Origin of the sequence: Brevibacterium picturae, from assembly GCF_900105045.1 — a bacterium.
In the GTDB taxonomy this organism is placed as follows: Bacteria; Actinomycetota; Actinomycetes; order Actinomycetales; family Brevibacteriaceae; genus Brevibacterium; species Brevibacterium picturae.
The window spans coordinates 4,002,452-4,028,260 of record NZ_LT629739.1; the positions used below are offsets into that span (position 1 = coordinate 4,002,452).

Genomic DNA, 25,809 nt, shown 5'->3' on the forward strand with positions numbered 1-25,809 from the left:
TCGCTGCGGACCATCCTGGTCAGCCGAACCTTGTTAGGGACCGCTACATCTCTTCTGGGTCAGGGCCACGGGCGGCTCGACCGCCGTCGACGGGCACGATGGTGCCGGTGACGAAGCTCGCTGCGTCGGACAGCAGGTACGCGACAGTGGCAGCTACTTCATCCCCTCGGCCGACCCGCCCCAGGGGATGCAGCGCGGCCATCTATCGCTCGGTCTGCGCCGCCAGCTCGGGGCCCTGCTCGGCCAGGTGGGCGTCATAGCGCTCCGTGCGGATGGAGCCCAGCGCGACGGCGTTCACTCGGATGCCCGTGCCACCATGGTCGACGGCCGCTGCCCGGGTGAATCCCTCGCCGGCGGCTTTGGCGGTGGCGTAGGGGAGTGCTCCTCGCACGGCCCGCTGGGCCTGGTGACTGGAGACGTTCATGATCGCCCCGCCTTCGCCAGTGGCGAGGAAGCGGCGGACAGCGACTGAGCAGCCAGCGACGGTGGGAGCCAGGTTGGCGGTGATCAGGTCGAGGATCTGTTCGGCGTTCGCGGTGTCCAGCGCTGCGTCCCTGAACACTGCGGCGTTGTTGACCCAGCCGACCAGTCGCCCGTGCCGCTCGGCTTCGTCGGCGGCTCGGTCGCACACGTCCTGGTCGGCAGCGCTGCCAGCCACCGAGACCAACCGGGCACTGGCTGGATGGTCGCCCGTCCAGGCCAGCGCTTCCGGGTCGAGGTCGAGAGCGACGACGGCAGCGCCGTCCGCCAGTAGCCGTTCGACGATGGCACGACCGACTCCGCGCCCACCGCCGGTGACCACGTACGAGCGAGTCGCGCCGTGGTCCTTCATGTGGACCGACCGACGAAGGCTGCGAGCCGGGTGTACGGGTCGGCGTCGTCGCTTACCGCAGCGGCCGGTCCGAAGGGTCCGCCCTCGGAACGGTCGTCGGCCGGAACGTTGAGCGTGTACCAGTCGAGAGCGGCTACGGCCAGCTCCGGGTCGAGGTCGTCGCCGTCGCCGAGCGCGCGGCACAGGTCCCAGGCGTGGACGGTGAACTCGTGGGTGTACGCGTCGAGCAGTTCGCGCCCGGTCATGGTGCCGTAGGGTAGCGTGTACTTGTCTTCGAGGGCCGCATCTGGTGTCCATGCCCGCTCCAGTTCTGCACGGGCGTGCCTGAAGGCGCTGCGCCCGTCGTCGTCAAGGTCGTCGGCCGGATCGGTGACCTCGGCGAAGTTGTCGCCGGCGCGGACGGCCGTGAGCTTGCGCAGCACCGCGATGAGATGGGCGAGAAGGGTGCGCACGTCGTACTCGGCGCAGGGGGTCGGTCGGCCGAGGTCGTCTGGCTTCATCGAGTCGATCTGGCGCTCGACCTGGTCGAGCGAGGCTGCGAGTTGAGGACGCGGATCGAAAGTGGTACTGGCCGTCATTGAGAGCTCCTTATGGTTGGGGTTGAGGTACCAATCCAGTGTGCGGGGTGACGGTGACATGGAGGCCAGTGCACCGCGCCGGAAACTCCTGTCGATGTGTTTATAGACGCGGGCAACTCTGAAGGATTGGCAAGGGCCCAGGTCCGTAGCGGGTCAAGGCCGAAGGATCACACGGCCGATGCTTTTGCGTGCTTGGGCATAATGATGAGCCGTTACGACGTCGGTGAGTGCAAAATGTCGATCTATTGGAACGGTAATGGCACTCTTCGCTGCTCGATGCAACATGCTTGTAATGCGGTGACGAACGGCAGTTTGCGCGAACTGAGTTCCCATGAAGACTCCACTGAGACGGATATTGCCTTGCAGAGCTGGCCACAGGTCGACCTGTAGCGGTGTACCGCCGGCATTTCCGTTGAAGACCAGATGTCCGCCTGCTGCCAAGCTGCCGATAGAATTCTGAAGCGTGCTGCCGACCGGGTCAATGACAAGGTCGACGCCGCGTCCGTCTGTTAGTTCAGTCACAGCTTGTATTACATTCGAGTTCGTGTAATCGATTACGTGGTGTGCTCCGGCATTGCGCAGCTGTTGTGCCCGGTCGATGCCGCCCACGGTCGTGATGACGTGTGCGCCCGCCTGTCGGGCCAGTTGTATGCTGGCGAACCCCACTGCGCCGGCTCCGGCCTGAATGAGGACTGTCTGAGACTCGCTGAGGCCGCCCACCGCGAAGAGACTGTGATCGGCTGTTCCAAAAGGGATGGTCAGGGCTGCGGCTTTGTCGTACGACAGGTTCTCTGGAAGGACCCAAACCTGCTGGATAGGGAGGCATCTCAACTCGGCGTGAGAACCTGCGGACCCGAAACTACTGACCCGATCACCCACCTTCAGGTGCTCGACATTCTCGCCGACTGCAACAATGTCCCCGGCAGCGGAGTAGCCCAGAGGGGAACCGGCTGCATCAGGTGGTGTCAGTGCCCTGTTGATCAAATCGCCCCCTTCGATGGCGACCGCCCGATGCCGAATCAGTACCTCTCCAGCACCGGGCGAAGGAGTCGAGACGTCCCTGACGTACAAAACCTCAGGCTCGCCGGGCTGGTCGTACATTGCTGCTAGCATCTTTTGCATTCCTTGTCATCTGCTTGTGAATGGCATAACTTCGGCCGCTAAACGGCGGCGTTATCGACGCTCCGGGCGGCTTCAGCTCACGCCCCGCGACCGGCAGCGATGCCCCCCAGGGCGGGCGCTACCGAAGGGGCCGGAAACCGGCACTGCCGACGGCGATCTCACGTGGTCGTCGCAGGTTCTCGGGCGCGTCTTCCTGGCACTGCGATCACCCGTCGGGGCTGCGCATGGTTGGCACGCCGAACGGTGTCAGGCTTGTGGTGGCCCGGGTCCTTCGTGACCGTCCCGGTGGACACTCGCATCAGTCGGCCTTCATGTCCGGTGAACCATGGTGCAGTCGACGGCTGCGTACAGCACCTCGATTTCGGTGGAGATCCGTGATTCGTCCGAGGGAAGCGCCTGTGCGATGGAGAGCCCGTTGACGATGGTGAACAGCATCTGGGCCCGGCGTGCGTTGTCTCCCGGTTCGAGTGAGCCTTCGTCCTGGAGGACGTTGAGGCAGTATTCGATGCGGCGGCGAAGTTCTCGTTCGATGGCCAGGTACTCCGCGCCGGCCGCTGCGGAGGGCTCGGCTGCGATGTAGCGGTCGAAGGTCTGACGCCACGCCTCGCGCGGATCGGCTCCGACCGACGCCAGAAGGCGTTGCAGGCATGCCACGAGCCGCTCCCGTGCCGGTATCGAGGTGTCGTGGATGTTGTCCTCGGGCAGTACCAGGTCGTAGACCAGGGTCATCACCTCATCCATCAGTGCGCGTTTGGTGGGGAAGTGGTGCTGAAGAGATCCGGTGCTCACCCTGGCACGGGCCGCGACTGCTCGCACACTCATCACCGCACCGGGCTCTTCTCCCAGCATCGTCGCCGCGGCCCACAGGATCCTGTCCCTGCTGCCGATGCCCTCAGGTGGTCGAAGCTCCATGACCCTCCTTTCCGTTACGCCGTATTAATCAACCATGCTACCCTCGATCACAGAACCAATACACCGTATTGGTTGACTGTTCGTTCACGACGGGAGGGCACCAGGTGATGCTGGAGGACTGGAAGCAACGTCGAGCCGCGAAGCGCATCAAGGCTGGCGATGGGCGTCCGTTGCAACCCTTTCGCTGGTGGCAGCTGCTGTCCGGGCGCAAGCTGTTCTACCTTCCGGCCATTGCCAGCGCGCGGGGGTTCCGCCATGCCGTTGATGTGCGTTTCTGGGGCAAGCAAGGCGGAGACAACGGCAAGGCGCACTTGTACGTCGATGACAGGCACCACGCCGAATCCACACTGCCGGCAGCGTTCCCCATCGACGATGGAACCATCGAGGTCGCGATCAGCGGCTTCGGCCTCAAACGCATGCACTACATCCGCTCCGATAGTGCGGAGCAGCAACTGACCGCGGATCCGAGGTCAGCGGTGGGACGCCGACTACGCCTCGACCGCCACCACCCGTCGGTGAGCCGATGGATCGGGGCCGTGTCCGTGCTGCTGCTCATCGTCGGGCTCGGACTGAACCTCCTGCAGGTCATCGAGCCAATCTCCCAGATCCCACCGGTCCTCGAACACGTGGGCCGCATCGAATCTCCCATCCACCTGCCGCTGTGGCTGAACGTCACCCTCGTCGTCGCAGCTGCGCTGGCCAGCATGGAACGCGGGCTCCGACTGCGTTACCACTGGCTGCTCGATGGAGCCGTGACCTGAGGCCGCTTTCTCGAGCGCGACAACCACCTCGACCGCACGTGAACTCCGGGCAGGTCATTGAATACCACGGAAGGAATTGTATGAAGACGACAACCAAGCCGGTGTGGCTCCTCACACCTGGATCCGGCCCGACGAACATTCCCTCGGTTCCCAGCGGGGTAGAGTATCACCGAGTCCTCGCTGGCGAGGATCGTCGCATAGCTCGCGGCATCCTCGCGATCCTGCTGCTGCTCGCTGGACTGGTCTTCTTCTCTGTGACGATGAATTGGCTCAGTGCGTTCATCGACACCCAACTGGAAAACAGCCCGACCGACTACACACCACTCCGGCACGCGGGAAGCATGATCGGCCTCGCTCTTCTCATCCCGTGGAGCATGCTCATCCAACGATGGCTCTACGGTGTGCCCGGCGCGTCGCTGCACTCGGTGACTTCGTGGTTCCGCTTCGATGTCCTCGGCAAGGCGCTGCTGGTCTTCGGCCCCGCATGGCTCGTCGTCAACGCCCTGGGGTTTTTCGCCCCTGCCGAGGAGGTCCCGTGGTCACAGACTGACCTCATCGCGATGTTCCTCGTCACCGTGCTCCTGACTCCGCTGCAGACCTCGGGCGAGGAGTACGGTTTTCGCGGGCTGGTCTTCCGCATCATCGGCAGCTGGACGCGCAGTTCCCTCGCCGGACTCGTCGCCGGCGTCGTGGTCACCAGCGTGCTATTCACCGCCATGCACGGCTCCACCGACCCATACATCATCACCTGGTACCTGACGCTCTTTACCTGCCTATCGATCATCACCTGGCGCACCGGCGGCCTGGAGATCGCTGTCGTCCTCCACGCGATCCTCAACACCTTCAGCTTCATCGCCGCCTTCTACCTGCGCATCGACTTCGGTGCGGTCATCCAGGACCGATCGGCGGGGGTTGGAACGCCGTACCAGCTTCTTCCCGCCCTCGTCGTCATTGTCATCACTGCGGTGATCTGGTGGTGGACCCGCACGACCGGCCCAGCCCTCACCCCAGGAGCCACCACGGAGGTCAGCCGAGAGCGATGACCAGCTAGATACGGCGTGTCTCGCCACTAGCGCATAATCCTTGATTGAAGCTTCCTGTCGGTTCTCGCGCGATCTGTCAGGGACGCCAGGTCCTCACCAGCGGTGTGACGACTTCGCTGCGCTCTGCGATTCTCAGCATATTGCCCAGTTCGGCGCGTCGCTCCGAGACCACCAACGGTTCTACCAGCCGAGCGGCTGCCTCCTCCAGCGTGACACCGTCCGCTACGAACCCGGTTCGTCCCCCTCAACCAGGGTGCCAGCCCCTGCGATTCCTTCGCGCGCCCGTCCAGATCATCCGCGCCGACCTCGCCCCCTACATCGCCCTCAACGTCCTCATGTACAGGCTGCTGCTGGCCGGCATGGCCGCGGGAATGCTTTTCACCGACTTGCACGCCGCCCGGCTGACCTCGACGGGACGATCGACCTGGTCGTGTCGTTGCCCGAACGCGTGGTTGTTCGCCGCGACCATCCTGGCAGTCAACACGCTGACGGTCGGCCTGGCCTCGATCCTGGTGCCTTCGATGATCGTGCCCTTCGCGGGCATCCTGATCTGCGCATACCGCGCGTTCACCGGTCTGACGCTCGCTCCGGCCGACGAGACCAGTGCCATCACCCCGATCCCGCACTTGTTGACGCTCGCCCTCGAGTTCCAGGCCTACATTCTCCTCGTGCTCAGCTCCTACCTGCTCGGGAAGTCCTGGCTGCGCCCGAGGAACATCGACGCTCAGAATCGCCGCAGGGGATACGTCCTCGGGCTGCGGCGGATGGGCTGGCTCAGCCTGCCCGCGCTGGCACTGCTCATCGTCGGCGCGATCTACGAGGCGTTCTCGCTCATCTATCTGGTTCCTCGGCTGATCGCAGGATGAGGCCCTGTCGACGGCCTGCTCGGCCGCCGTGGGCTCCGCAGCACCGCCAGCCACTGCGACCAGTTGCTCGTGGCGTGGATGCGTCGCAATCCACTCGACGGCTGCTGGATCGAGCTCGATCACCACGACGCCGGCATCGCCGGCGAGCAGTAGTTCGACGATCGCGCGTCCCACGCCGCGGCCCCTTCAGTCGATGACTGCGGTTGCCTCGACCTCGACCAGGACGTCGGGTTCGAAGAGGCACTCTACGCCGATCAGCGATGCCGGCGGCATCGGCTGGGGGAGTCCGACATCGGGTGCGACGGCGTCGATGCCTGCCATGAAGTCGTTCATCTGCTCGGGGTTCCACCGGGTGACGTAGAAGGTCAGCCGAACAACGTCCGCGAAGCCTGCTCCCGCGCCGGCCAGGCCGTGTGCGGTGTTGCGCAGTGCCTGGGCGACCTGCCCGGCGAGGTCGCCCGGGTTCGAGGAGTCGCGGCCGATCTGGCCGGCCACGTGCACCTGGCGGGTGCCGGTGGCGATGGCCACGTGGTGGTAGGGGGCCGGCTGCATCGGCTCGGGTGTCGTCAGGATTACGCTCATAATTCCTCCTTGGTTGGGTAACTCATGAATACTTGGTCACCACAGGCAACTTCAAGGAGACCAGGTGTCATGCCGGAAACCACCCGCCCACCCTCGGGGCATGTAGAGATCGTCCAACCGCACCGCGAGCTGCTTGACCAGGTCCTCGACAAGTGGTCGCTGCAGGTCCTCGACGAGCTGTGCGAACGCCCGCTGCGCTTCAACGAGCTCCGCCGGGCAATCCCAATCGTGACGCAGAAGTCGCTCTCGGCAACGCTGCGGCGGCTCGAGCGCAACGGAGTGGTCGTCAGGCTCGTCATAGACTCGAGGCCCGTCGCCGTCGAGTACCGCATCACCGCGCTGGGCAAGACGCTGCGCGAGCCGATCGACGCCATCCTGCACTGGGCTACGGCGCACCTGCCCGAGATCGAGCAGGCGCGCGACCACTTCGACACCCGGCCGTGACGGCGTCGCCGACAGTCAGTGGTTCGTCTGTCCCGCCAGGCCCTCGCTCATGACGGAGCATCGCCGCGGTCCCGCCCTGGTCCTGATTAACCTCGGTCCGCGAGCCAGTACGGCCGGGTCACTACGCCACGTGATTTAGGGGAAGAGCCTGCTGCTGATCGCCGCCGCGCCCATAGTGGTCGTGCTGGGACTGCTGCTGCGCGTGCCACTCTCCATGTGGGCCGGCGTCAGCGGCATCCCGGTCGCCGTGACCGGCGCGTCATGGGCGTTCCCGCTCGACGGCGAAGGGATCTCGGCGAGGGCTGCCACAATAGGCCCGACGGTGATCGAGGTGGCCGCGATCCTGGTGGGCGTCGGCGTCTTGGGAGCATCTCCTTGAGACGAACCCTGATCCCGGACGCTCCAGCGGAGAGCGGTCCTCGAGACCGTGTCCCTGAAATGACTCGCCCGAGACCGGCACTCCGAGACACTTAATGATGAGGACCAATGGTCGAGCATCGTCTTTGCGACCCCAGCGTTGTTCGAAGTCACAGGTACATCAACCGCGAAGCCCGGTCCTGCTGTACATGTGATGCTCGCAGTGTTTCGCCTGGCCATGCGGGGGTTGCAGCACCATGTATAACTATCGGTATCCCGTATTCCACCGGGAGGCGGCAAGACTATGCTGGCCGCGCAGCTCCATCGAGTACCGAGCTTAACGAGACTGAAAAATCGACTCGAATACCGCGAGCGAAGCATGTCGGACGTAGGTATATCGCAGCTGCAGGTAGCCCCGTCGCGCCCTATAATATGCACCTGACCAGGTGATTTGCCGACAGAGAAGTGCAACTACCGCACAGTTCAGCGAAGCATGTCTCAGTACGTGCTGCGTCAGCTCGCAACTGCCTGATCCGGATGAGTCGTCTCAGCGACGGCGCCTCTGATCAGCGACTTGCTGATCGACAGCGTGTCTGATCGATATCAGTTCCATCGCTGTCAGCACTGATCGACGAAGGCCGGTGGGTTCGCCCCACCGGCCTTCGTCGTACCCGCATGTTCTCCGCGTCGGTGTGCGTGGATGTTCAGGGCATACCGCAAGCGCCACGTCCTACCGCGAGCAGCGCCCCCTTCCGCGAGCAGCGCCTCCTTCCGCGAGCACCACGTCCTACCGTCGCGGCTGATGTTCACCATTGCTCCCAACTCAGACCTTTGTCTGTGCAATGTTCGCCGTCAGTGCCACAAACAACCTCTGCAGGGGTTGTTGTTGCGAGCAACGGTGCCAGGTGCCGTTGGGGACGGCTCGTGGCAGTGATGAGAGTCGCCAACCACCCGCTGGTCTTCGTCGTGTCCTGTGATTCGGGAGTGGATTCGGACACACCTAGAGCCCGCTGAACTCGGGGGAGGACCAACTCTGTGCCATGAAGCGTTAAGATGATTCGAGCGGAAATTGCAGTACCAGACCATCTATTTTGCATTCAGGAGCGAGGCCGAATGACATTCCTCGAGTCGATCAACTCGCCATCACAGCTGCGTGACCTCGATGACGCCGAATGCGAAGTTCTGGCGAAGGAGATCAGGGACTATCTGGTGACCACGGTCGCCGGCACAGGTGGACACCTCGGCCCCAACCTCGGCGTGGTCGAACTCACGCTCGGACTGCACCGCATCTTCGAGTCCCCACACGACACCATTCTCTTCGACGTCGGCCACCAGACCTACGTGCACAAACTCCTCACCGGTCGGATGGACGATTTCTCAAGCCTGCGCCAGCGTGACGGCCTCTCGGGATACCCCAGCAGGGCCGAGAGCGAACACGACGTGATCGAGAACTCCCACGCCTCAGCATCACTGTCGTGGGCCGATGGAATCGCCAAGGCCCATCAGCTCAAGGGGGAGAGCGACCGCCATGTCGTCGCCGTCATCGGCGACGGGGCACTGACCGGCGGAATGGCCTGGGAAGCCCTGAACACGATTGCGGCCGACAAGTCGACTCCGCCGCGCAAGCTCATCATCGTCGTCAACGACAACGGCCGCTCCTACGCGCCGACGGTCGGCGGGTTCGCCGAACACCTCGACGAGCTGCGCATCACCTCGGGCTACGAGAAGCTGCTGTCCTGGGGAAAGTCGACTCTGCAACAGTCGGGTGCACCGGGACGAGCCGCGTACAGCGCCATCCACGGGGTCAAACGAGGTCTCAAGGACATGGTCAGCGCGGAGCAGGCCGGAATGTTCGACGAACTCGGGATCAAATACCTCGGACCGGTCGACGGGCACGACCTGCCGACCGTTGAGAAAGCATTCCAACGGGCCAAGCAGTACGACGGCGGACCCGTCATCGTGCACATGATCACTCAGAAGGGTCAGGGTTACGATCCGGCTCTCAACGACGATGCCGATCAGTTCCACTCCGTCGGCGTCATCGACCCGCGGACGGGCAAGTCCACCCCTTCGAAGCAGACCTCATGGACGTCCGTCTTCGGCCAAGAGGTAGTGCAGCTGGCACAGTCGCGTGATGACATCGTCGCCGTCACCGCTGCAATGCTGCTGCCCGTGGGGCTCGCGAAGTTCGCCGAGGCGTACCCGGAACGGGTCTTCGACGTCGGCATCGCCGAACAGCACGCCGTGGCATCCGCGGCAGGACTTTCTTATGGCGGACTGCACCCGATCGTGTGTCTCTACGCGACATTCCTCAACCGTGCCTTCGATCAGCTGCTCATGGACGTTGCCCTGCACGGCCAGGGAGTCACCTTCGTCCTCGACCGAGCCGGGATCACCGGACCGGATGGCGCCAGCCACCACGGTATCTGGGACATGGCCATGCTGCGGATCGTGCCCGGACTCAAGCTCGCAGCTCCTCGTGATGGCGCGCGTCTGACGGAGGAACTGGCCGAAGCCGTCGCCATCGAGGACGCACCGACCGTGATCCGGTTCCCCCGCGGAAGCGTAGGCGCGGACATTCCGGCGGTGCGCCGCCTCGACGATGGCGTCGACGTTTTGCGGGAGGTGCCGACAGGCGCCGCCAAGGACGTGCTCATCGTCTCCGTCGGGCCGTTCGCCGGACGCGCTCAGGAAGTGGCCGAGGACTTGGCCGAACAGGGCATAGCCTCGACGATCATCGACCCGCGTTGGGTGCTGCCCGTGCCAGGCAGTGTCATCGACATGGCGATTGAGCACAGTCTTGTGGCCGTGATCGAAGACGGCGTGAAGATCGGCGGAATCGGTTCGCAGATCCGCAGCGATCTGCGGGCTGCCGACTCACGCATCGGAGTCCTCGAGCTCGGAGCTCCCGATGAGTTCCTACCGCAGGGCACCCGCGACGAGATCCTCGAATACGCGGGACTCGACGTGGCCACGATGGTATCCGAGATCGTCCATATTCTGCCTGCAGAAGTCAGGAACCGAGCTCAGCAGGGATCGCGCAGAGCTGTCTGATTCGCGGAGGAATCTGCCACTCTGCGCCATCCGAAAGCCTCAGGCCCTCGAACAGAGGCCCACACAGTGGTAGGGGACCCCACGCCGTGGGCAGGAGACATCAGGCCGCGGGCAGAGACTCCAGCGTGTCTTGGAGCACGGGTGCACTCAATTCGACCTGCCACTGCCTGGCGCCTCGCCCGACGAGGAACTCCTCGACGTCGCCCCGTGGCTGGGCTCCGAGTGCCTTGACGATGGCAGGCTGGAGCAGCACGTCGTGGGGAATCGCATGTGTTTCGGCCAGCTCTGCCATCGCAGCCTTGAGAGCGGCGACTCTGTCCTTGAGGTCTGCGTGGCTGAAGGGCGTCCGCGCCTGCACTGCGTTCGCATCCTTTCGCCTCGGCAGCTCGTCGACCGTGAGCCGAGTCGCTTTGCGGTAGGCCCGAAAGAGCCGACCGGCGTCCGCGCGGGCCAGTTTGGGCCACTTCACCATGACATCATCGCTCGACTGCAGCCGAGACTGGGCCAGGGCGACAAGATCCCGATCGCGCAGAATGCGTGACGGCGCAATGTCGGCTTCGGCGCCCATGTCATCACGAGCAGTCCACAGTTCCCGCACCTTGGCGATGTCCCTGCGTGACTTGAGTTTTGTCAATCCGTGGGTGCGGCGCCAGGGCTCGTCGTAGTGCTTGGGCTGGAAGTCGAGGAGATTCTCGAACTCCTGTCGTGCGAATTCCCATTTGTGGGCTTCGATGAGCGATTCGTGGAGAATGTCGCGAATGGGCAACAGGACCTCGACGTCCAGGGCGGCATAGTTGAGCCATTCCTTCGGCAACGGTCGCCTCGACCAGTCGGACGCGGAATGCTCTTTGGCCAGGCGAATTCCGAGAGTCCTTTCCGCCACAGCCGCCAGACCGAACTTCTCCCACCCGAGCATCCGTGCCGCGAGTTCGGTGTCGAAGAGCGCCTTCGGGCGCATGCCCCGCTCCTGCAGGCAGGGCAGGTCCTGAGTCACGGAGTGGATGACCCATTCGTCTTCGCCGAATGAGGAATTGAGCGGACTGAGGTCCGCGAGCACTTCCGAGTCGAGGAGGACGGTGCCGGCACCCGCTCGTCTCAGCTGCACCAGAAACGCGCGTTGGCCGTATCTGATGCCCGAAGCGCGTTCGGCATCGATGGCGATGGGGCCGGATCCGTGTGCGAGCTCTCGACATGCCATGGAAAACTCGTCCGAGGTGTCGACGAGGGGCGGGACGCCGTGAGCGGGTGTGGCCAAGAGCGGTAGTTCGGATGTCATCGACGTCGCCCGGGCAGGGCTGAAACTCCTTCAGGAAGCGGTGGTAATCCAGCAACTGTGCACAGCAAATCGATCCATGCTTCGAAGTGATCGCCGATCAGTTCCGGTTCCGCGATCACGGGGGTCCATGAAGCGCGCAGCTCCAAGTCTATCGTGGAGGGCCGGTCGGCGAGGGTGCCGAAACTCTCCGAGAGCACACGGGTGGTTGTGCCACCGGCGGCGGCGACGTCGCAGTCGTTGGCTTCGAGGGCCTCCTCGAGCCAGGTCCAGGCGACAGGGCCGAGCATCGTCTCGTTGCCGAGTTCGTGTTCGAGCTCGGCGCGGATGTAGGACACGACTCGGTACTTGCCCTCCCACTCGTCGGGGGAGCTGGGGTCGTAGAGGACGACGATGCGGCCGGTGGCCAATTCGTCGATCGCCTCACCACTGGCACGCAGAAAGGTGTCATCGGCGCTGACTTCCGCGCCCAGAGCATAGGAGTACGGGGCCAAGCGGGCAGGCGCCGGTATTTCCGAGATCGAGACGTTATTCGTGTTCCGCGCTTCGCGCAGAACCGAGGTCACGACGGAGAACTCCGACGGAATGCGGTTGAGAGGTGAGGTGTTGACCACACTCGCCACGATAGATCAGGCCACGGTGGAGGTGAACCGTCCACGCCGAGGCGGGGCGAAGAGATTTCGCCCCAAACCTCACATGGCCTCCCATCAGGATCCCGCGGGTCTGCCGCCAAGACGGGCCCGCCGCCAAGACACAGCGTCTTGAAACCGGAACCCGGTGGGCAGCGGTCCGTCCGGGGTGGGAGGATGGGGCCATGACATCAACCTTGTTGCCCGCCCTGCGCGGAGAGCCGATTGCGCACACTCCGGTCTGGTTCATGCGGCAGGCCGGCCGATCCCTTCCCGAATATCGCAAGCTGCGTGCGGGCACTGCGATGCTCGATGCCTGTCGTGACCCGGAGCTCGTCTCGGAGATCACTCTGCAGCCGGTGCGTCGCCATGGAGTGGACGCCGCCATCTTCTTCTCCGACATCGTGGTGCCGCTGCAGGCGGCCGGCGTCGATGTGGAGATCGTCCCTGGCACAGGGCCCGTGATCGCGAACCCGATCCGCAGCCGTGCCGACGTCGAGGCGCTGCCCGGGCTCGAGCCGGAGCAGATCCCCGACATCGCGGAATCCATCGGCCGGATCCTTGAAGAGCTGGGCCAGGCGACTCCGCTCATCGGCTTCGCAGGCGCTCCGTTCACGCTGGCCAGCTATCTCATCGAGGGTGGGCCGAGCAAGAACCACGAGAAGACCAAATCCCTCATGGCCTCCGAACCGGAGACCTTCTCACTGTTACTGAGCAAGCTCGCTCGGATCTCATCGACATTCCTCGACGTTCAGCTGGGCGCCGGGGCCTCTGCCTTTCAACTCTTCGACTCCTGGGCCGGATACCTGTCCCGACGTGACTATGAAGCCCACGTCCTCGAGCACTCCAGTGCCGTCTTCGAATCGCTGCGTCACCACGAGGTGCCGAGCGTCCACTTCGGTGTCCAGACCGGTGAGCTCCTGACTTCCATGTCACGGGCAGGCTCCACTGCCGTCGGCGTTGACTTCCGGGTCGACCTGGCCGATGCCTCGACCAGAGTCCAACCGGGTCAGCCGCTGCAGGGCAACCTCGATCCGGCATTGCTCTTCGCCCCCTGGGAAGCGCTGGCACCACGCATCGAGGAGATCGTGAGACAGGGCCTCGAGCATGAGGCAGGCTTCGTCTTCAATCTCGGTCACGGAGTCCTTCCCGACACGGACCCGGACGTGCCCGGACGGATCGTGGCCGAAGTCCACCGTGTCTCCGAAGAGATCCTGGCCGCACGGGGATGAGGCGATGAGTCACATCACGATCGTCGGGGGAGGCATCTCCGGTCTCGTCGCCGCCTATCGCCTTGCCCCCGATCATCAGGTCACTGTTCTCGAAGCCGATTCCCGCCTCGGCGGGTGCCTGAACTCGACGACTCTGGGCGGGGCAGTGCCGGTCGGTGTGGACACCGGTGCCGAAGCCAGCCTGTACCGGCGCAGGGAGACGAAGGACCTTGCCGCAGAACTGGGCTTGGACGTGGAGTTCCCCTCCACTGCGCACAGTTCCCGAGTCTTCTCGGGTGGACAGCTCCAGGCGATTCCCAAACGCACTGTGATGGGTGTGCCAGGTGACCCTGCCGAGGTCAGAGACCTTCTGGGCGCGGCAGCCAGCGACAGGATCGCACACGAGGTCATCACGCCGGCGATCGCCGGCGAGGATACGTCGTTGGGGGACTTCCTGACAGACCGCCTCGGCGCGGATATCGTCGATACGCTCATCGATCCGCTGCTGGGGGGAGTGTACGCAGGACGATGCCGAGACCTGTCATTGGCGTCCACCGTGCCTGCTCTGCTGCCGGCTGCAGAGCAGGGAACCTCGGTGCTCGAACTTGTTCAGAGTCTCCTCGCCGCGCGTGATGCACAGTCTGCGGCGCGTACAGACGGTCAGGGTCCGGAACCGGTATTCATGAGCCTCGTCGGCGGGATCAATCGCCTGGTCTCGGTGCTCGAGGAGCACATTCGCTCCCGCGGCGGTACGATTCGCACAGACACGCACGTGAGGTCCGTGCACGCCGACAACGACCGCTGGACCGTGAGCACCGACGACTCCACCGTCGAATCCGAGGCCCTCGTGCTGGCCACCCCGGCACACGTGACGAAGGACCTCATCGCCGAGGCGGCTCCCGAGTCCGCATCTCTGCTGGCTTCCGTGCCCTATGCGACCACCGCGCTGATCCCGGCTCTCATCGAGAGCGGGGATTCGGAGCTCGAAGGATCCGGTTTCCTCGTCCCACCGACGGAGAGATCCTTCATCAAGGCCTCGACGTTCGTGTCGAACAAGTGGCCGTGGCTGCGGGAGCGCATTCCCGAGGGCACCGCTCTGATCAGAATGAGCATCGGCCGCTACGGGGACGGACCCGGAGGATGGCAGGACTGCGATGACGAACAGCTCGTCGCACGTGCCTTCGAGGACTGGCAGAGGATCAGCGGTCGAGGATCGGATCGACTGATCGCGGCCGAGGCCCACCGGTGGGAACGTGCTCTGCCGCAATACCTGCCAGGGCATGGCGAAACGGTCGCGAGAATCGATGAGGAGATCGCCGGCATCGGCGGCCTCGAACTGGCAGGTTCTGCCTATTTCGGTGTGGGCATCCCCGCCTGCATCGACCGTGCCGAGACCATCGTTGCGAGAATCGCATCCACCTGAAGACGACCACCGAGAACTGACCACCGAAACACCGTGCGCAGGCACCGACAGACACAGAAGAAGGAGCAGGAATGAGCGAATACTCCAAGCCCACCGAGGAGCAGATCGAACAGGCGAACAACGAGACGCGTTATATCGCGTATTCGGTATTCGCTTCGGCAGGCGAGCTGGGCGATGCCAATCGTGCCGAGCTTGCTGACGAAGTCCATGCATCTCTGGCCCCGTTGAAGGACCAGGGCCTCGTCGTGCGCGGCATCTACGACGTCTCCGCGCTGCGCGCCGATGCCGATGTGATGTTCTGGTGGCATGCGCCGACCATCGAGCTCGTCCAGGCCGCCTATTCGGCAGTGCGTCGCAGCATGCTGGGCGGAGTCCTCGAGCCGATCTGGTCGGTTGTGGGACTGCACCGTCCGGCCGAATTCAACAAGGCTCACCTCCCAGCTCTGCTGACGGACGACGAGCCGGGCAAGTACATCTGCGTATACCCATTCGTGCGCTCCTATGACTGGTATCTCCTCGATCCGGCGGAGCGCTCGAAGATGCTGCGCGACCATGGCATGGCCGCCGCTGGCTACAAGGACATCAAGGCCAATACGATCGCCTCCTTCGCCCTCGGTGACTACGAATGGCTGTTGGCCTTCGAAGCCCCTGAACTTCATCGCATCGTCGACCTCATGCGCGATCTTCGCAACACCGAGGCACGTATGCACGTGCGCGAAGAAGTCCCGTTCTACACCGGACCGCTTCGCGAGCTCGTCGACATCATCACCGACTGGCGCTGAGTGTGACTGTGGGGCCGTGGCAGGGCACATCGCCTTGGCGCGGCCCCACTGTGGCGCACAGGCGGTTCGCTGTCAGGGAAGGCCGCTCAAGCACCACCGCAGTGAGAGCAGGCTCGAGCCGGTGGTTCGGATAGCCTGTGAGCATGACGACAGCAGATGGATCGGCCGGGGACGCCGATTACGGCGTAATCGGATCAGGCTACCGTCAGTACAGACGCCCAGAGCCGGAATTCGAACGTGCGATCGTGGCTGCGCTCGGTGACGCTCGGCGGGTGGTCAACGTCGGCGCTGGAGCTGGCTCCTACGAACCTGACAACCGTGAGGTCACGGCTGTCGAACCCTCGGCCACGATGCGAGCGCAGCGACGCGCTCACCAAGCACCGGCCATCGACGCCAGCGCAGAATCGCTGCCGTTCGCCGATAGTTCCTTCGACGCGGCTCTGTCGACGTTCTCGATTCACCAATGGCAGAACCTCGAGGCCGGTCTGTGTGAGATGCGCAGGGTCTCTCGCGGGCCCGTTGTCATCATGACTTGTGATCCTGTGCAGGTTGAGAAGTTCTGGCTCCGAGATTACGCGCCGGAAGTGATCGAGACCGAAGCCAGGCGATATCCGAGTCTTGAGCGGATCCAAGCGTGTCTTGGCGGCACTGTCGAGATCGAGACGCTGCCGATTCCCCTCGCCTGTGCCGACGGGTTCGCTGAGGCTTATTTCGGTCGACCGGAGATGTTTCTTGACCCCGGAGCTCGCAAGGCGAACTCCGCGTGGAGCTTCGTCTCACAGGATTCGGCGCTTCGCTCGGTCGAGAGCCTGCGACGCAGCCTGGACAATGGTCGGTGGGACGAAGAACACGGCGGACTGCGGGCGTGCTCGCACTTCGAGGGGTCCTTGGTCCTGATCAGAGTAGAGGACTGAGTCGGTCAGAGAACACAAGTCTGAGCCAGTCAGAGAACACAAGTCTGAGCCGGTCGGGGAGCAGGGGAGACCAGCCGGATGGTCACTCGGGTTTCTTCTTATCGACCACATAGGAGTGGCCATTGGCATCCGTGCGCATCTCCAGGCCCATGGCGTCGAGCCGCTCGTGTCGCAGGTGCTCATTCTCGTAGTAGCCGCCGGGCCGCGAATTGTCGACGTGTGCAGGCCCGACGATCTTGCGAAAGAAGCGGTTGAGCCAGGCAACGCGCCGTTGGGGGTCCTTCGGGTCTGACATGCGATTCCAATCGGGGGTGTCGGGCCGGGCACGTGGTGCTCGGCTGAGGCGATCACGATATATCCAGTGTACACTAATCATTAGTGCACTAATTGATTGGTCATTCTCGCTGAAGGGACAAGGTAGCAATGTCGACCGCTCACGATCCGCTGGCTCTGGAGAGTCAGATCTGCTTTGCCCTGGCGATCGCCTCACGGGGAGTGGTCTCCGCGTACCGCTCGGTTCTCGAACCTATTCATCTCACTCACCCTCAGTACCTGGTCATGTTGGCGCTGTGGCAGCACGAGAGGCTGTCGGTGAGGAAGATTGCCGAGATGCTGCGGCTCGAAGCCGCAACGGTATCGCCTCTGATCAAGAGACTCGAATCTTTGGACTATGTGGAGAAGCAGCGCAACGCCCATGATGAGCGGGTCGTCGAAGTCTCATTGACCGCCACCGGTGCGAAGCTGCGGGAAACGGCCGAGGCGATCCCGGGGCAGATGATGGCCAAGCTCGATATGGGCGAGGCGGAACTGCGCGATCTGCACTCGACGATGACGCGGATCATCGCCGCGGTCGACGCCTCCAACGCCGACAGTTCAGTTCCTCGCACCGACATCGCGGCGTCCTAGGAGGCGCCGGAGACTTCTCAGGCGTTCGCCGGACGTGACATCGGGGTGTGCTCGATCCCGTCTTCGAAAAACCGCGGTCCGTTGGGGCTGAACCCGAAGCTCGTGTAGAACGCCTCGAGATAGGACTGAGCATTGAGCGTCAGCAGCCCCTGCCCGTGGCCGGCGACGAGTTCGCCGATGAGGCTTCGCCCCCAGCCGTCACCGCGCACGTTTGGATTCGTTGCGACGCGACTGATGCTGCGGGCCCCTATCTCGGACGCCGGACCGTCGGGAAAATCGGGCGGCAGAATACGGGCATAGGCCTTCGGCGCAAGACTGCGACCCACCTCGGCGCCGTGGGTGTCCGGCGTGGTCCGGACGCCGTCGGGATAGAAGGCGTGCAGGGTCTGCGGAAAGGTGTCCACACCGTCCTGGTCGAGGAAGACGCAATTCTGCTCGACGACGAAGACCTGGGATCGCAGCTGCATGATCCCGTATAGCTCCTCGATCGTCAGCTCGTCGAATGTTTTGACGACGAGCCGCGATCCGTGGCTCACTCCTGGCCGTCGATGAGCCGCAGTGAGACGGAGTTCAGGCAATAACGCTGGTCGGTGGGGGTGTCGTAACCTTCACCCTCGAACAGGTGGCCCATGTGTGAATCGCAGTTCGCGCACCGGACCTCGATGCGCTCCATGCCCATCGAGGAGTCGCGGAGGTAGCGGACCCGGTCCTCGGCCAGGGGAGCGTAGAACGAGGGCCAACCGCAGTGCGAAGAGAACTTGGTGCCTGAGGGGAACAGATCCGCTCCGCAGGCACGGCACTGGTACATGCCCACCGTGGTCGTGTCGACATATTCGCCGGTGAACGGACGCTCCGTGCCGCCCTGGCGCAGCACCGCGAACTCTTCGGGGCTGAGCACATCCTGCCAGCGGACTTCGTCGGAATTGGCTTCTGCATTGACGTTCGGCGACTGACTCATCGTGACCTCCGGTACTTGTCGATTTCTGCTGCAGCCCATTGTCTCACCGCTGCCTGACACGCAGAGCCCGTGCCCGGCTGCAGCCGATGCGGCAGCACGTGGACTCAGAGAGCCCTCTGACCTGCACAACAGCGTTTGGAGACTTCTCATTCCTTGGGTGACAATGAAGTCAGGAGGTATTCATGGTTCGCGACACTAAATTCCCGACTCGCCAGCTTCTGGCTTCGGTGGGTGTCGGTGCTGGGATCGGCGCCGTGATCTCGGTGGCGTCCTCGGGGCTGGCCGTCTATTTCGCACGCAAGATCGTCGTGCCCGAGAATGCGCCGGAGGAGCTGGACATCCTCCACATCGACGGATTCCCTCCCAACATGCGCATCCATCTGCCTGCGAATGAGGAGACGACGGTGCGCGGCACCTACGGTCTCTACTTCAATCAGGGCGCCGGCCATGCCGTGATCGGCGATATCGTCGAATACGACCCACGCTCGAGAACCGTGTCCCGAGAGATCCTCTCGGTCACCCGCGGAGACATCAAACGCGCATGGCGCGGCCGCTGGACCGGAATCGTGTACCCCGAGCCGCTGGCGGCAGGAGTCAAGGCCGAGGACATCGAGATCGAATCCGATGCGGGCCGACTGCCGGCGTGGCTGCTGCCCACCGATCATCCCGAACCACAGGACACCTGGGCGATCCTCGTCCACGGTCGTGCCAGCACCCGGGCCGAGGGCCTGCGGGCCGCACCGGTGCTCAACACCCTGGGCGTTCCGGCGATCGCCATGTCCTATCGCAATGACGCCGAAGTCCGAGTCGAAAGCACCTCCCGCTACGGACTCGGCGACACCGAATGGATCGACGTGGACGCCGCGATCGACGTCGCTCTCGCCCATGGCGCCCGCAACGTCGTCCTCTTCGGCTGGTCGATGGGCGGAGCCATCTCACTGCAGGCAGCATCCCGCGGGCGGAACAGGCGGTTCGTGAAGGCACTCGTCCTCGACGGACCCGTGGTCGACTGGGTGAACGTCCTCGATGGTCAGGCCCGCCGCAACATGCTGCCGACACCGATCGCGAAACTCACTCTGGAGATGATCACCCAACCGTGGGCGCGCCCGATCACCGGACTGCAGACGCCCCTGGACCTGGGCCGGCTGGACTGGGTGACACGGGCCGCGGAGCTCGACGTTCCGGTGCTGCTCATCCACTCCGACGACGACGAATTCGTCCCCTCCTCACCGTCCCACGCTCTGGCTTCGGTGCGCCGTGATCTGGTGACGATGCCCGTCTATGACAAGGCCCGCCACACCAAGGAATGGAACATCGACCCCGTCCGCTGGGAAGATGATGTGGCGAACTTCCTCGAGGCGAAGGTCCTGCCCAAGACCTGATCCGGGACTCAGGGCCGCAGCACCAGCGTGTCTTCGGTGTGCCTCTCCAGCGCATCCGGTGTGTAGGGCCAGGGCCGGGTCGCGTTGGCGGCCCAATCATCGGTCTGATCCGCATAGTGCGGGTGGAAGGCGTGTCCCGAGGCACCCGTGAGGTTGATCCACCTGGACTGATTGAAGTTCTCAAGGTCGACGATCTGGCGCATCGACGGCACCCAGTTCGTCTCGAATCCCACAGAGGCGTCCCAACCGGTGGCATTGACTTCTCCCGACCCGCCCGAGACCTCATAGGGGCCCCGATTGAACAGCCTTTCGACGGCCTTGATCCCCGATTCGCCGAGGCTGGCGTTGCGGATGGTCAACCTGTGCAGTATGCCCCACCGCCAGGTGACGGGTTCGGGGCCGAGCAGATCCTCGGTCGTCTTCCACGCCGAGTCCATGGCCCGGGCCAGCGCTTCGTCCCGATCATCGACCTCGCCGTCGGCCCACCAATCCGAGTTGGGCTCCTTCAGCAGGTTCTTGATCACGAGGGACCAATGCGATCCGCCTGCCGGGGGCACCGCATCGGGCATCTTCGGAGCGAAGACTTCATCGAGGATCGTCTTCGAGAGCACGTTGAAGTACGCTGCGGCGGCACTGTGGGCATCATCGTGGCCGTTCCACGGCTTCAGCAGATCCTGGGCGGCTGCGATGTCGCTGCCTTCCTCGGCTTCGATATCGAGCAGCAGGGGAATGATCGTCAGCGCAAGAGGGTTGAGATCGTCGCCCTGGATGCGCGACATGTCCTCGGTCGTGACATCGCCGTCTTCGATCGTGTCCTGGAGCAGCTTCGTGATGCGCCGAGCTCGGTCCCCGTCATCGAAGTCGTTGCTCAGCTGCACCGACTCTCCCGGGCGGGTGACCGGGTTGTTCGCCGTGACGATCCACCCGCGGTCGGGGTTGTACAGACTCGGCAGGTCGTCGAAGTCGAGGTAGCCCTGCCAGTCCTCGTCGGTCTTCCATCCGTGCCGGGGCAGCATGCCGTCGCCGTCGCCCCGTTTGGGAATCTTGCCCGGCGCCTGGTAGCCGATGTTGCCATCGGTGTCCGCGTAGATGAGGTTCTGGGCGGGCACGTCGAAGAGCGATGCGGCCTGCCGGAATTCTTGCCAGTTCGTTGCCGCATTGAGCCCGAAGATCGCCGAGGCTGTGTTGCCGGGCTCCAGTGCGGTCCATTGCAGCGCCAGCTGATAGTTCTCGTCAGCCGCCCCTGATTTCGTGTCCCCGGTGTCCGCTCCGGTCGATGCGTCGAGCACATCGCGGTAGGGGCCGGTGAGGTCCGAGATGATGGGCCCGTTGCTCGTTGACCGGATCGTGATTTCACGCGGTTCCTGCTTCGCGATCTTCACTGTCTCCGTGCGCGTGGTCACGGGTTCGTTCCCGGAGTCACGGACCACTTCGCCGTCGCGGACCTTTTCGACGACGAGGTCGGCGACGTCGGGTCCCAGGTTCGTCAGTCCCCAGGCGATGGTCTGATTATGGCCGATGATGATCCCGGGCAGTCCGGAGAACGAGAACCCTGACACGTCGAAGGGGCATTCGGCGGTGACCTCGGTGCAGCGCAGGCCGATCTGATGCCACACGGAGGGCATGGCAGGGGCCAGATGCGGATCATTGGCCAGCAGCGGGGCGCCCGTAGCGGTGTGCTCACCGGAGACCACCCACGAGTTCGACCCGATGTCGTGACTGTTCATTCCCAGGAGCGTCGGCAGCGATTTCAGATGCTTCTTGAGCTCGCCGAGGTTGCCGGGAGTCTTCGTCGCCGCATCGTCTCCTGCCTCCCGCGCACTCGTGGCAGTCACCTCGCCGCCGGCCTGTGCTTCGTCCCCGTCGGCAGCGGGTTCGCCACTCGGGTCGTCGCTGTCGCCGTCGTTGCCGCCGTCCCCGTCTTTGCGCTCAGCCGTGCTGGCTTTGGCGCCGGCTTCGCCGCCGATGATCGTCGGGCGGGTGTCGTACGGGTAGTCGGGAAAGACCTCGGCCATCTGCTTGTCGTCGAGCGTGGTAGTGCTGATCGCCCGGTCGATCTCGTCTTCGACGTTCGAGCGCAGGTCCCAGGCCATAGCCTTGAGCCAGGACACACTGTCGACAGGAGTCCACTCCTCGATCTCGACGCCGCCGGTCTGGAGACCGACGATCCCATACTCAAGCGACACCTCGGTGGGGGACTTGTCCTTGAGGTAGGCGTTCACGCCCTCGGCATAGGCCTCGTAGTACGCGAGTGTCTTGTCGTCGAGTGCCGCGACCTCCTCCTCGGCGACCTTCCTCCATCCCAGTGTGCGAATGAACGAATCGGTGCCGAACTGAGACTCTCCGAAGAGCTCCGAGAGTCGACCCGCGGTGACATGCCTGCGGAAGTCCATCTCCCAGAATCGATCCTGTGCGTGGACGAAGCCCTGGGCCATGAAGAGGTCGTGGGAGGTGCTCGCCTCAATGGTCGGGATTCCCGCGTCGTCGCGAGTGACGCTGACCTCCGCATCGAGACCCGGCAGAGAGATATCGCCGTCCGTGGTGGGAAAGGACCGGTGAACGAGGAAGATTCCGAGCAGCGTGAGGATGAGGAGGAGGACGAGGATTGCCGCGACGATGCGGATGAGGACCTTTTTGCTCACGAAGCGATGCGAAGCGGACGGCGGTCGGACCGCCGCTGCCAGCGCGCCGGAATCCTCTGAATCCGCGTCTGCCATGAGTCTCCTTCGACAGTGTCGTCAGTTTAAGTTCAGATTATCAGGTGACCCGTTTTCATCAGGGGGTTTGGGCCGGTAGACGAAGGTGACGAGGACCACGGAGATCATCATCAGCAGGAACCACGCCACGAGCTTGGTCAGCGGCACCATCTGCCAGCCCTCGACCTGGGACGGGTACAGCCACGCTCCGGTGGCGGTGCCGATGTTCTCAGCGATCCAGATGAAGAAGGCCACCAGCACGAACGCCAGGAGGACCGGCATGCGCAGAGTGAGTCTGTGCACATGGAAGTGCATTCGACAGCGGAAGAAGGCCACCACGACGGCCAGAACGAGGACCAGGCGCACATCGATCACATAGTGGTGGGTGAAGAAGTTGAGGTAGATCGCTGCGGCGATGACTGCGGTGATCCACCTCGGCGGATAATGGCTGAACCGCAGGTCGAAGAGGCGATAGACGCGCACGATGTAGGAGCCGACGGCGGCGTACATGAACCCCGTGAACAGTGGGACGGCGGCGATGTGGAGGACACCGCCGGCCGCATAGTTCCACGAGCCCACCGACGTCTTGAAGATCTCCATTCCGGTGCCCACGATGTGAAACAACACGATGACCCACAGTTCCCGTCCCGTCTCCAGGCGCAGCACGAGCATCGCCGTCTGGATCAGGACGGCCAGGACCACGAGAAGGTCATTGCGGGCCAGGCTCGCGTCGTCCGGGTACCACCAGGCTGTGGCGATGATCGCCAGCAGCATGAGAGCCCCGAACAGGCAGGCCCAGGCCTGTTTGATCCCGAAGACGAGGAACTCCCGCACCCCGGCGGGAACCGAAGCCAGATGCCGATTGGCGAATCGGTCGAGGAACCGCTCGAGCCGAGTGAGTGCATGCTGGTCGGCCATGGGGTCCTTCGGCAGAGGGGAAGCGGTCGTGACAGCACCCTATCGTGGCCGAATACACTCAGAACATGCACATCCTCATCTTCGGAGCCTCCGGCCATGTCGGCACGGGCCTGGCCCACCACCTGGCCGCTGAACATCGCATCACCGGCGTCGTCCGCTCACGGCCGAACGGCGAGACCGCCTACGAGCCTGTCGTCGTGCCCGATTGGGTGGACCGTCCGCGGGCCGTCAACGAGGAGCTGGCCCGCACGGGCGCACCACCGGTCGATGCGGTCATCGCAGCCGTCGGCGGGTGGTACGTCGACGCCCCATTGATCGATCGCGGGATCGCCGCCTTCGATCAGGACTACTCCTCCTACCTACGCGGTCATTTCGCCGCCTGCACCGTGTCGGAGGCGCTCGCCGAGGAGGGAGGCGGCGGCTCTATCCGACACCTGGCTCTCAACGGCGTGGCCAGCGTCGAAGCATGCGTCGGCTCGGGGGCGATCAGTGTCTTCGGCGCCGCACAGGAGATGCTCATCAGGGTCGCCGCCGCCGAGACGAAGTCCGTGAGTCACCGCGAACTCAAGGTCATGGCACCGATCGGTGGGGATGATCGCAACGATCTTCGCGGGGCAGTGGAGACGGTCAGCCTCTCCGAGGTTGCCGATGCGGTCATCGCAGTTCTGACCCGACCCGAGGACCACGAGATCAGCACACAGCTGAGCGTCTAGGACGCATGTCGGCCCTGCCGGCGAACGGCCTGCGGCTGAGGTCGGTCAGGCCTTGACGTAGCGGACGAAGACCTGGTCATCAACGGTTCGCGCATCGATGAGCCGCAGGTTCAGGGTGGCCTCGAGCTGGGAGAAATGGCTGCCGGTGGTGCGGCTGTAGAGCGGACTGAGGCTGAGGTGCAGTTCGGCGCCCGGGACGGCGTCAAGGAGGCGATAGGCCAGATTGGGGCCGGATTCGCAGACCAGGGTGTCGCTCGTGGACTCGACGATGTCGAGCACCTCGGCGGCAGTGTCGGGAGTGAAGGGCTGCGCTCGGTAGTCGAGGCCCGCCTCGGCGAGCTGCTGGGACAGTTCGATCGGGTCCGATTCGGTGAGAACGTGCACGGGTGTGTGTTCGAGGGCCTTGCCCGGTGCGTTGATGACCGGCAATGCGGGATTGAGCGCCGTCCTGCGATCGATGATGATGGCACCTGCCTTCCTGCGCAGGGATATGAAGTAGTCGAAGTCGGCCTTCGTGGACACGCCTGTCGACCAGCCGTCCTGGGCATACGATCCGTTGATCGTCTGCACGAGGGAGATGATGAGCGTTCGCATTGTCGGGCCTCTACTTCTGCAGCTGGGACTCGGGTCCCATGGCGATGCGCGGATGGGCATCGGGGTCGATGGTCTCGAGGATCCACAGGAGATCTTCTTCCTTGAGGGTCACACAGCCGTTCGTTCCGGAATCATGATCGACGTGCAGCCAGATCCCACCGCCTTTGTCCCACCCCAGCGGGCGAGTCCCGTCGGTGGGCGGAGTACCGGGGACTCGGTTGTAGTCGATCGCGATGATGTAGTCGAAGACCCTTTCGTATTCGGAGCCATAGGCCACTGTCGCCGATGATGGAAGCCGATCATCCTGGGTGTAGGGAAGCTTCGTCCCCGGATCCTGTTTGTACCCGCCCGCATCGCTGAGGGTGAAGACCCCGATCGGCGATGTCTTGTCGCCCTCCCGGCGATCGGCCAGCCAGCCCTTCTTCCCATTGTGGATGTCGAACGTCTTGAGCTTCTTCCACTTTTCGTCAGCGTAAGCGAAGAAACTCAGCTGTCCGGAATCGGACGTCGTCTCCGGCCCGCTGGCGACGAGGACCTGAGATGTCTCGGCGGGAATCTGTGCGGCTGTCTCCGGGCCGAGCCCGGGGACCGGAACAGAATGGGCAGGACCCGTTGCAGTCGTCGTCTCTGCCTCGGGTGGAGGCATCTGCGCGGGGGCCGCGAAATCACCGATGTCGTTCTGCTGTGAGGGGGCCGCGACCACCGCGGACTCAGCAGGCGCCGCGTCATCGTCTTTGCTGTCGGACGGCGTTGCACATGACGACATCGTCAAGGCCAGGACGGCGACCGTCAGGCTGGCCCCTGTCCGGGTTCCACCTCTGAACATGAGGTCATCATCTCACGAACCTTGAGAACACCG

Annotated in this window: 26 protein-coding genes and 1 pseudogene; 13 read left to right on the top strand and 14 right to left on the bottom strand. The window is 63.9% G+C overall.

Going from position 1 to position 25,809, the window contains the following annotated elements; genetic code table 11:
* Positions 1–43: 43 nt before the first annotated feature.
* The 4 genes and pseudogenes from BLT92_RS18235 to BLT92_RS18250 form a co-directional block, all read right to left on the bottom strand.
* Positions 44–832 (bottom strand): annotated as a pseudogene (locus tag BLT92_RS18235) (SDR family NAD(P)-dependent oxidoreductase).
* On the bottom strand, positions 829–1,410 hold the full coding sequence (locus BLT92_RS18240) for a TIGR03086 family metal-binding protein (protein WP_092107901.1): 582 nt from the start codon (positions 1,408–1,410) through the stop codon (positions 829–831). Before BLT92_RS18240 ends, BLT92_RS18235 begins: the two are co-directional and overlap by 4 nt.
* 153 nt (positions 1,411–1,563) lie before the next feature.
* Positions 1,564–2,532, bottom strand: coding sequence for a quinone oxidoreductase family protein (locus tag BLT92_RS18245; RefSeq protein WP_197679643.1), 969 nt, complete (start codon positions 2,530–2,532; stop codon positions 1,564–1,566).
* 309 nt (positions 2,533–2,841) lie between these two features.
* The gene (locus tag BLT92_RS18250; protein ID WP_092107903.1) at positions 2,842–3,444 is read right to left on the bottom strand and encodes a TetR/AcrR family transcriptional regulator; all 603 of its coding nucleotides are present in this window, start codon (positions 3,442–3,444) and stop codon (positions 2,842–2,844) included.
* A gap of 107 nt (positions 3,445–3,551) precedes the next feature.
* Between BLT92_RS18250 and BLT92_RS18255 the strand changes: the two genes are divergently transcribed.
* The 3 genes from BLT92_RS18255 (at position 3,552) to BLT92_RS18265 (ending at position 6,114) form a co-directional block, all read left to right on the top strand.
* A complete protein-coding gene (locus BLT92_RS18255; RefSeq protein WP_092107905.1) occupies positions 3,552–4,205 on the top strand; it encodes a hypothetical protein in 654 nt (217 codons plus the stop codon).
* A gap of 80 nt (positions 4,206–4,285) precedes the next feature.
* The gene (locus BLT92_RS18260; RefSeq protein ID WP_092107907.1) at positions 4,286–5,248 is read left to right on the top strand and encodes a CPBP family intramembrane glutamic endopeptidase; all 963 of its coding nucleotides are present in this window, start codon (positions 4,286–4,288) and stop codon (positions 5,246–5,248) included.
* A gap of 44 nt (positions 5,249–5,292) precedes the next feature.
* The gene (locus BLT92_RS18265) at positions 5,293–6,114 is read left to right on the top strand and encodes a stage II sporulation protein M (RefSeq protein WP_197679644.1); all 822 of its coding nucleotides are present in this window, start codon (positions 5,293–5,295) and stop codon (positions 6,112–6,114) included.
* Between the two features lie 186 nt (positions 6,115–6,300).
* Here the strand turns inward: BLT92_RS18265 and BLT92_RS18270 are convergent, their stop codons facing one another.
* Entirely contained in the window at positions 6,301–6,696 is a 396-nt protein-coding gene (locus tag BLT92_RS18270) for a RidA family protein (protein ID WP_092107909.1), read from the bottom strand.
* A 69-nt stretch (positions 6,697–6,765) separates the two neighbouring features.
* On the opposite strand from BLT92_RS18270, the gene BLT92_RS18275 reads away from it, so the two are divergent.
* The 3 genes from BLT92_RS18275 (at position 6,766) to dxs (ending at position 10,551) form a co-directional block, all read left to right on the top strand.
* Entirely contained in the window at positions 6,766–7,140 is a 375-nt protein-coding gene (locus BLT92_RS18275) for a winged helix-turn-helix transcriptional regulator (protein ID WP_092107911.1), read from the top strand.
* Positions 7,141–7,342: 202 nt separating this feature from the next.
* The gene (locus BLT92_RS18280; protein ID WP_172802630.1) at positions 7,343–7,519 is read left to right on the top strand and encodes a hypothetical protein; all 177 of its coding nucleotides are present in this window, start codon (positions 7,343–7,345) and stop codon (positions 7,517–7,519) included.
* 1,091 nt (positions 7,520–8,610) lie between these two features.
* Positions 8,611–10,551 (top strand): 1-deoxy-D-xylulose-5-phosphate synthase, encoded by a 1,941-nt coding sequence (gene dxs / locus BLT92_RS18285; RefSeq protein WP_092107916.1) that lies wholly within the window; start codon positions 8,611–8,613, stop codon positions 10,549–10,551.
* A gap of 100 nt (positions 10,552–10,651) precedes the next feature.
* On the opposite strand, the gene BLT92_RS18290 is transcribed toward dxs, so the two are convergent.
* On the bottom strand, positions 10,652–11,827 hold the full coding sequence (locus BLT92_RS18290; protein WP_172802631.1) for a ribonuclease D: 1,176 nt from the start codon (positions 11,825–11,827) through the stop codon (positions 10,652–10,654).
* A complete protein-coding gene (locus tag BLT92_RS18295; protein ID WP_092109606.1) occupies positions 11,824–12,438 on the bottom strand; it encodes a DUF3000 domain-containing protein in 615 nt (204 codons plus the stop codon). The genes BLT92_RS18290 and BLT92_RS18295 overlap by 4 nt, the downstream gene beginning before the upstream one ends.
* A gap of 200 nt (positions 12,439–12,638) precedes the next feature.
* Between BLT92_RS18295 and hemE the strand changes: the two genes are divergently transcribed.
* The 4 genes from hemE to BLT92_RS18315 all read left to right on the top strand — a co-directional run bounded on the left by hemE (position 12,639) and on the right by BLT92_RS18315 (position 16,783).
* Complete coding sequence (gene hemE / locus BLT92_RS18300; RefSeq protein ID WP_092107918.1) at positions 12,639–13,685, top strand: uroporphyrinogen decarboxylase; 1,047 nt, start codon at positions 12,639–12,641, stop codon at positions 13,683–13,685.
* A gap of 4 nt (positions 13,686–13,689) precedes the next feature.
* Entirely contained in the window at positions 13,690–15,087 is a 1,398-nt protein-coding gene (gene hemG / locus BLT92_RS18305) for a protoporphyrinogen oxidase (RefSeq protein ID WP_092107920.1), read from the top strand.
* Positions 15,088–15,158: 71 nt separating this feature from the next.
* Entirely contained in the window at positions 15,159–15,869 is a 711-nt protein-coding gene (gene hemQ, locus BLT92_RS18310) for a hydrogen peroxide-dependent heme synthase (protein ID WP_092107922.1), read from the top strand.
* Between the two features lie 143 nt (positions 15,870–16,012).
* Positions 16,013–16,783, top strand: coding sequence for a class I SAM-dependent methyltransferase (locus BLT92_RS18315; RefSeq protein WP_092107924.1), 771 nt, complete (start codon positions 16,013–16,015; stop codon positions 16,781–16,783).
* An 82-nt stretch (positions 16,784–16,865) separates the two neighbouring features.
* Here BLT92_RS18315 and BLT92_RS18320 read toward each other — a convergent pair whose 3' ends face one another.
* A complete protein-coding gene (locus tag BLT92_RS18320) occupies positions 16,866–17,078 on the bottom strand; it encodes a hypothetical protein (RefSeq protein ID WP_231938908.1) in 213 nt (70 codons plus the stop codon).
* Between the two features lie 128 nt (positions 17,079–17,206).
* Here BLT92_RS18320 and BLT92_RS18325 point away from each other — a divergent pair, with 128 nt between their 5' ends.
* Positions 17,207–17,689 carry a MarR family winged helix-turn-helix transcriptional regulator gene (locus BLT92_RS18325; protein WP_092107926.1) on the top strand — a complete coding sequence of 161 codons (483 nt, stop codon included), beginning with the start codon at positions 17,207–17,209 and terminating at the stop codon, positions 17,687–17,689.
* 17 nt (positions 17,690–17,706) lie between these two features.
* On the opposite strand, the gene BLT92_RS18330 is transcribed toward BLT92_RS18325, so the two are convergent.
* The gene (locus BLT92_RS18330; RefSeq protein ID WP_092107928.1) at positions 17,707–18,225 is read right to left on the bottom strand and encodes a GNAT family N-acetyltransferase; all 519 of its coding nucleotides are present in this window, start codon (positions 18,223–18,225) and stop codon (positions 17,707–17,709) included.
* Entirely contained in the window at positions 18,222–18,647 is a 426-nt protein-coding gene (gene msrB / locus BLT92_RS18335; protein ID WP_172802632.1) for a peptide-methionine (R)-S-oxide reductase MsrB, read from the bottom strand. Before msrB ends, BLT92_RS18330 begins: the two co-directional genes overlap by 4 nt.
* A 182-nt stretch (positions 18,648–18,829) precedes the next feature.
* On the opposite strand from msrB, the gene BLT92_RS18340 reads away from it, so the two are divergent.
* Complete coding sequence (locus BLT92_RS18340) at positions 18,830–20,029, top strand: alpha/beta hydrolase family protein (protein WP_092107932.1); 1,200 nt, start codon at positions 18,830–18,832, stop codon at positions 20,027–20,029.
* Between the two features lie 8 nt (positions 20,030–20,037).
* Here the strand turns inward: BLT92_RS18340 and BLT92_RS18345 are convergent, their stop codons facing one another.
* Both BLT92_RS18345 and BLT92_RS18350 read right to left on the bottom strand, forming a co-directional pair.
* A complete protein-coding gene (locus BLT92_RS18345; protein WP_092107934.1) occupies positions 20,038–22,746 on the bottom strand; it encodes a penicillin acylase family protein in 2,709 nt (902 codons plus the stop codon).
* 21 nt (positions 22,747–22,767) lie between these two features.
* The gene (locus BLT92_RS18350; RefSeq protein WP_092107936.1) at positions 22,768–23,643 is read right to left on the bottom strand and encodes a DUF817 domain-containing protein; all 876 of its coding nucleotides are present in this window, start codon (positions 23,641–23,643) and stop codon (positions 22,768–22,770) included.
* A gap of 65 nt (positions 23,644–23,708) precedes the next feature.
* On the opposite strand from BLT92_RS18350, the gene BLT92_RS18355 reads away from it, so the two are divergent.
* Positions 23,709–24,356 (top strand): Rossmann-fold NAD(P)-binding domain-containing protein, encoded by a 648-nt coding sequence (locus tag BLT92_RS18355; RefSeq protein WP_092109615.1) that lies wholly within the window; start codon positions 23,709–23,711, stop codon positions 24,354–24,356.
* A 45-nt stretch (positions 24,357–24,401) separates the two neighbouring features.
* Here BLT92_RS18355 and BLT92_RS18360 read toward each other — a convergent pair whose 3' ends face one another.
* Together BLT92_RS18360 and BLT92_RS18365 are read right to left on the bottom strand one after the other, a co-directional pair.
* Positions 24,402–24,950 (bottom strand): hypothetical protein, encoded by a 549-nt coding sequence (locus BLT92_RS18360; RefSeq protein ID WP_092107938.1) that lies wholly within the window; start codon positions 24,948–24,950, stop codon positions 24,402–24,404.
* Between the two features lie 10 nt (positions 24,951–24,960).
* A complete protein-coding gene (locus tag BLT92_RS18365; protein WP_092107940.1) occupies positions 24,961–25,776 on the bottom strand; it encodes a L,D-transpeptidase family protein in 816 nt (271 codons plus the stop codon).
* Between the last annotated feature and the right edge of the window lie 33 nt (positions 25,777–25,809).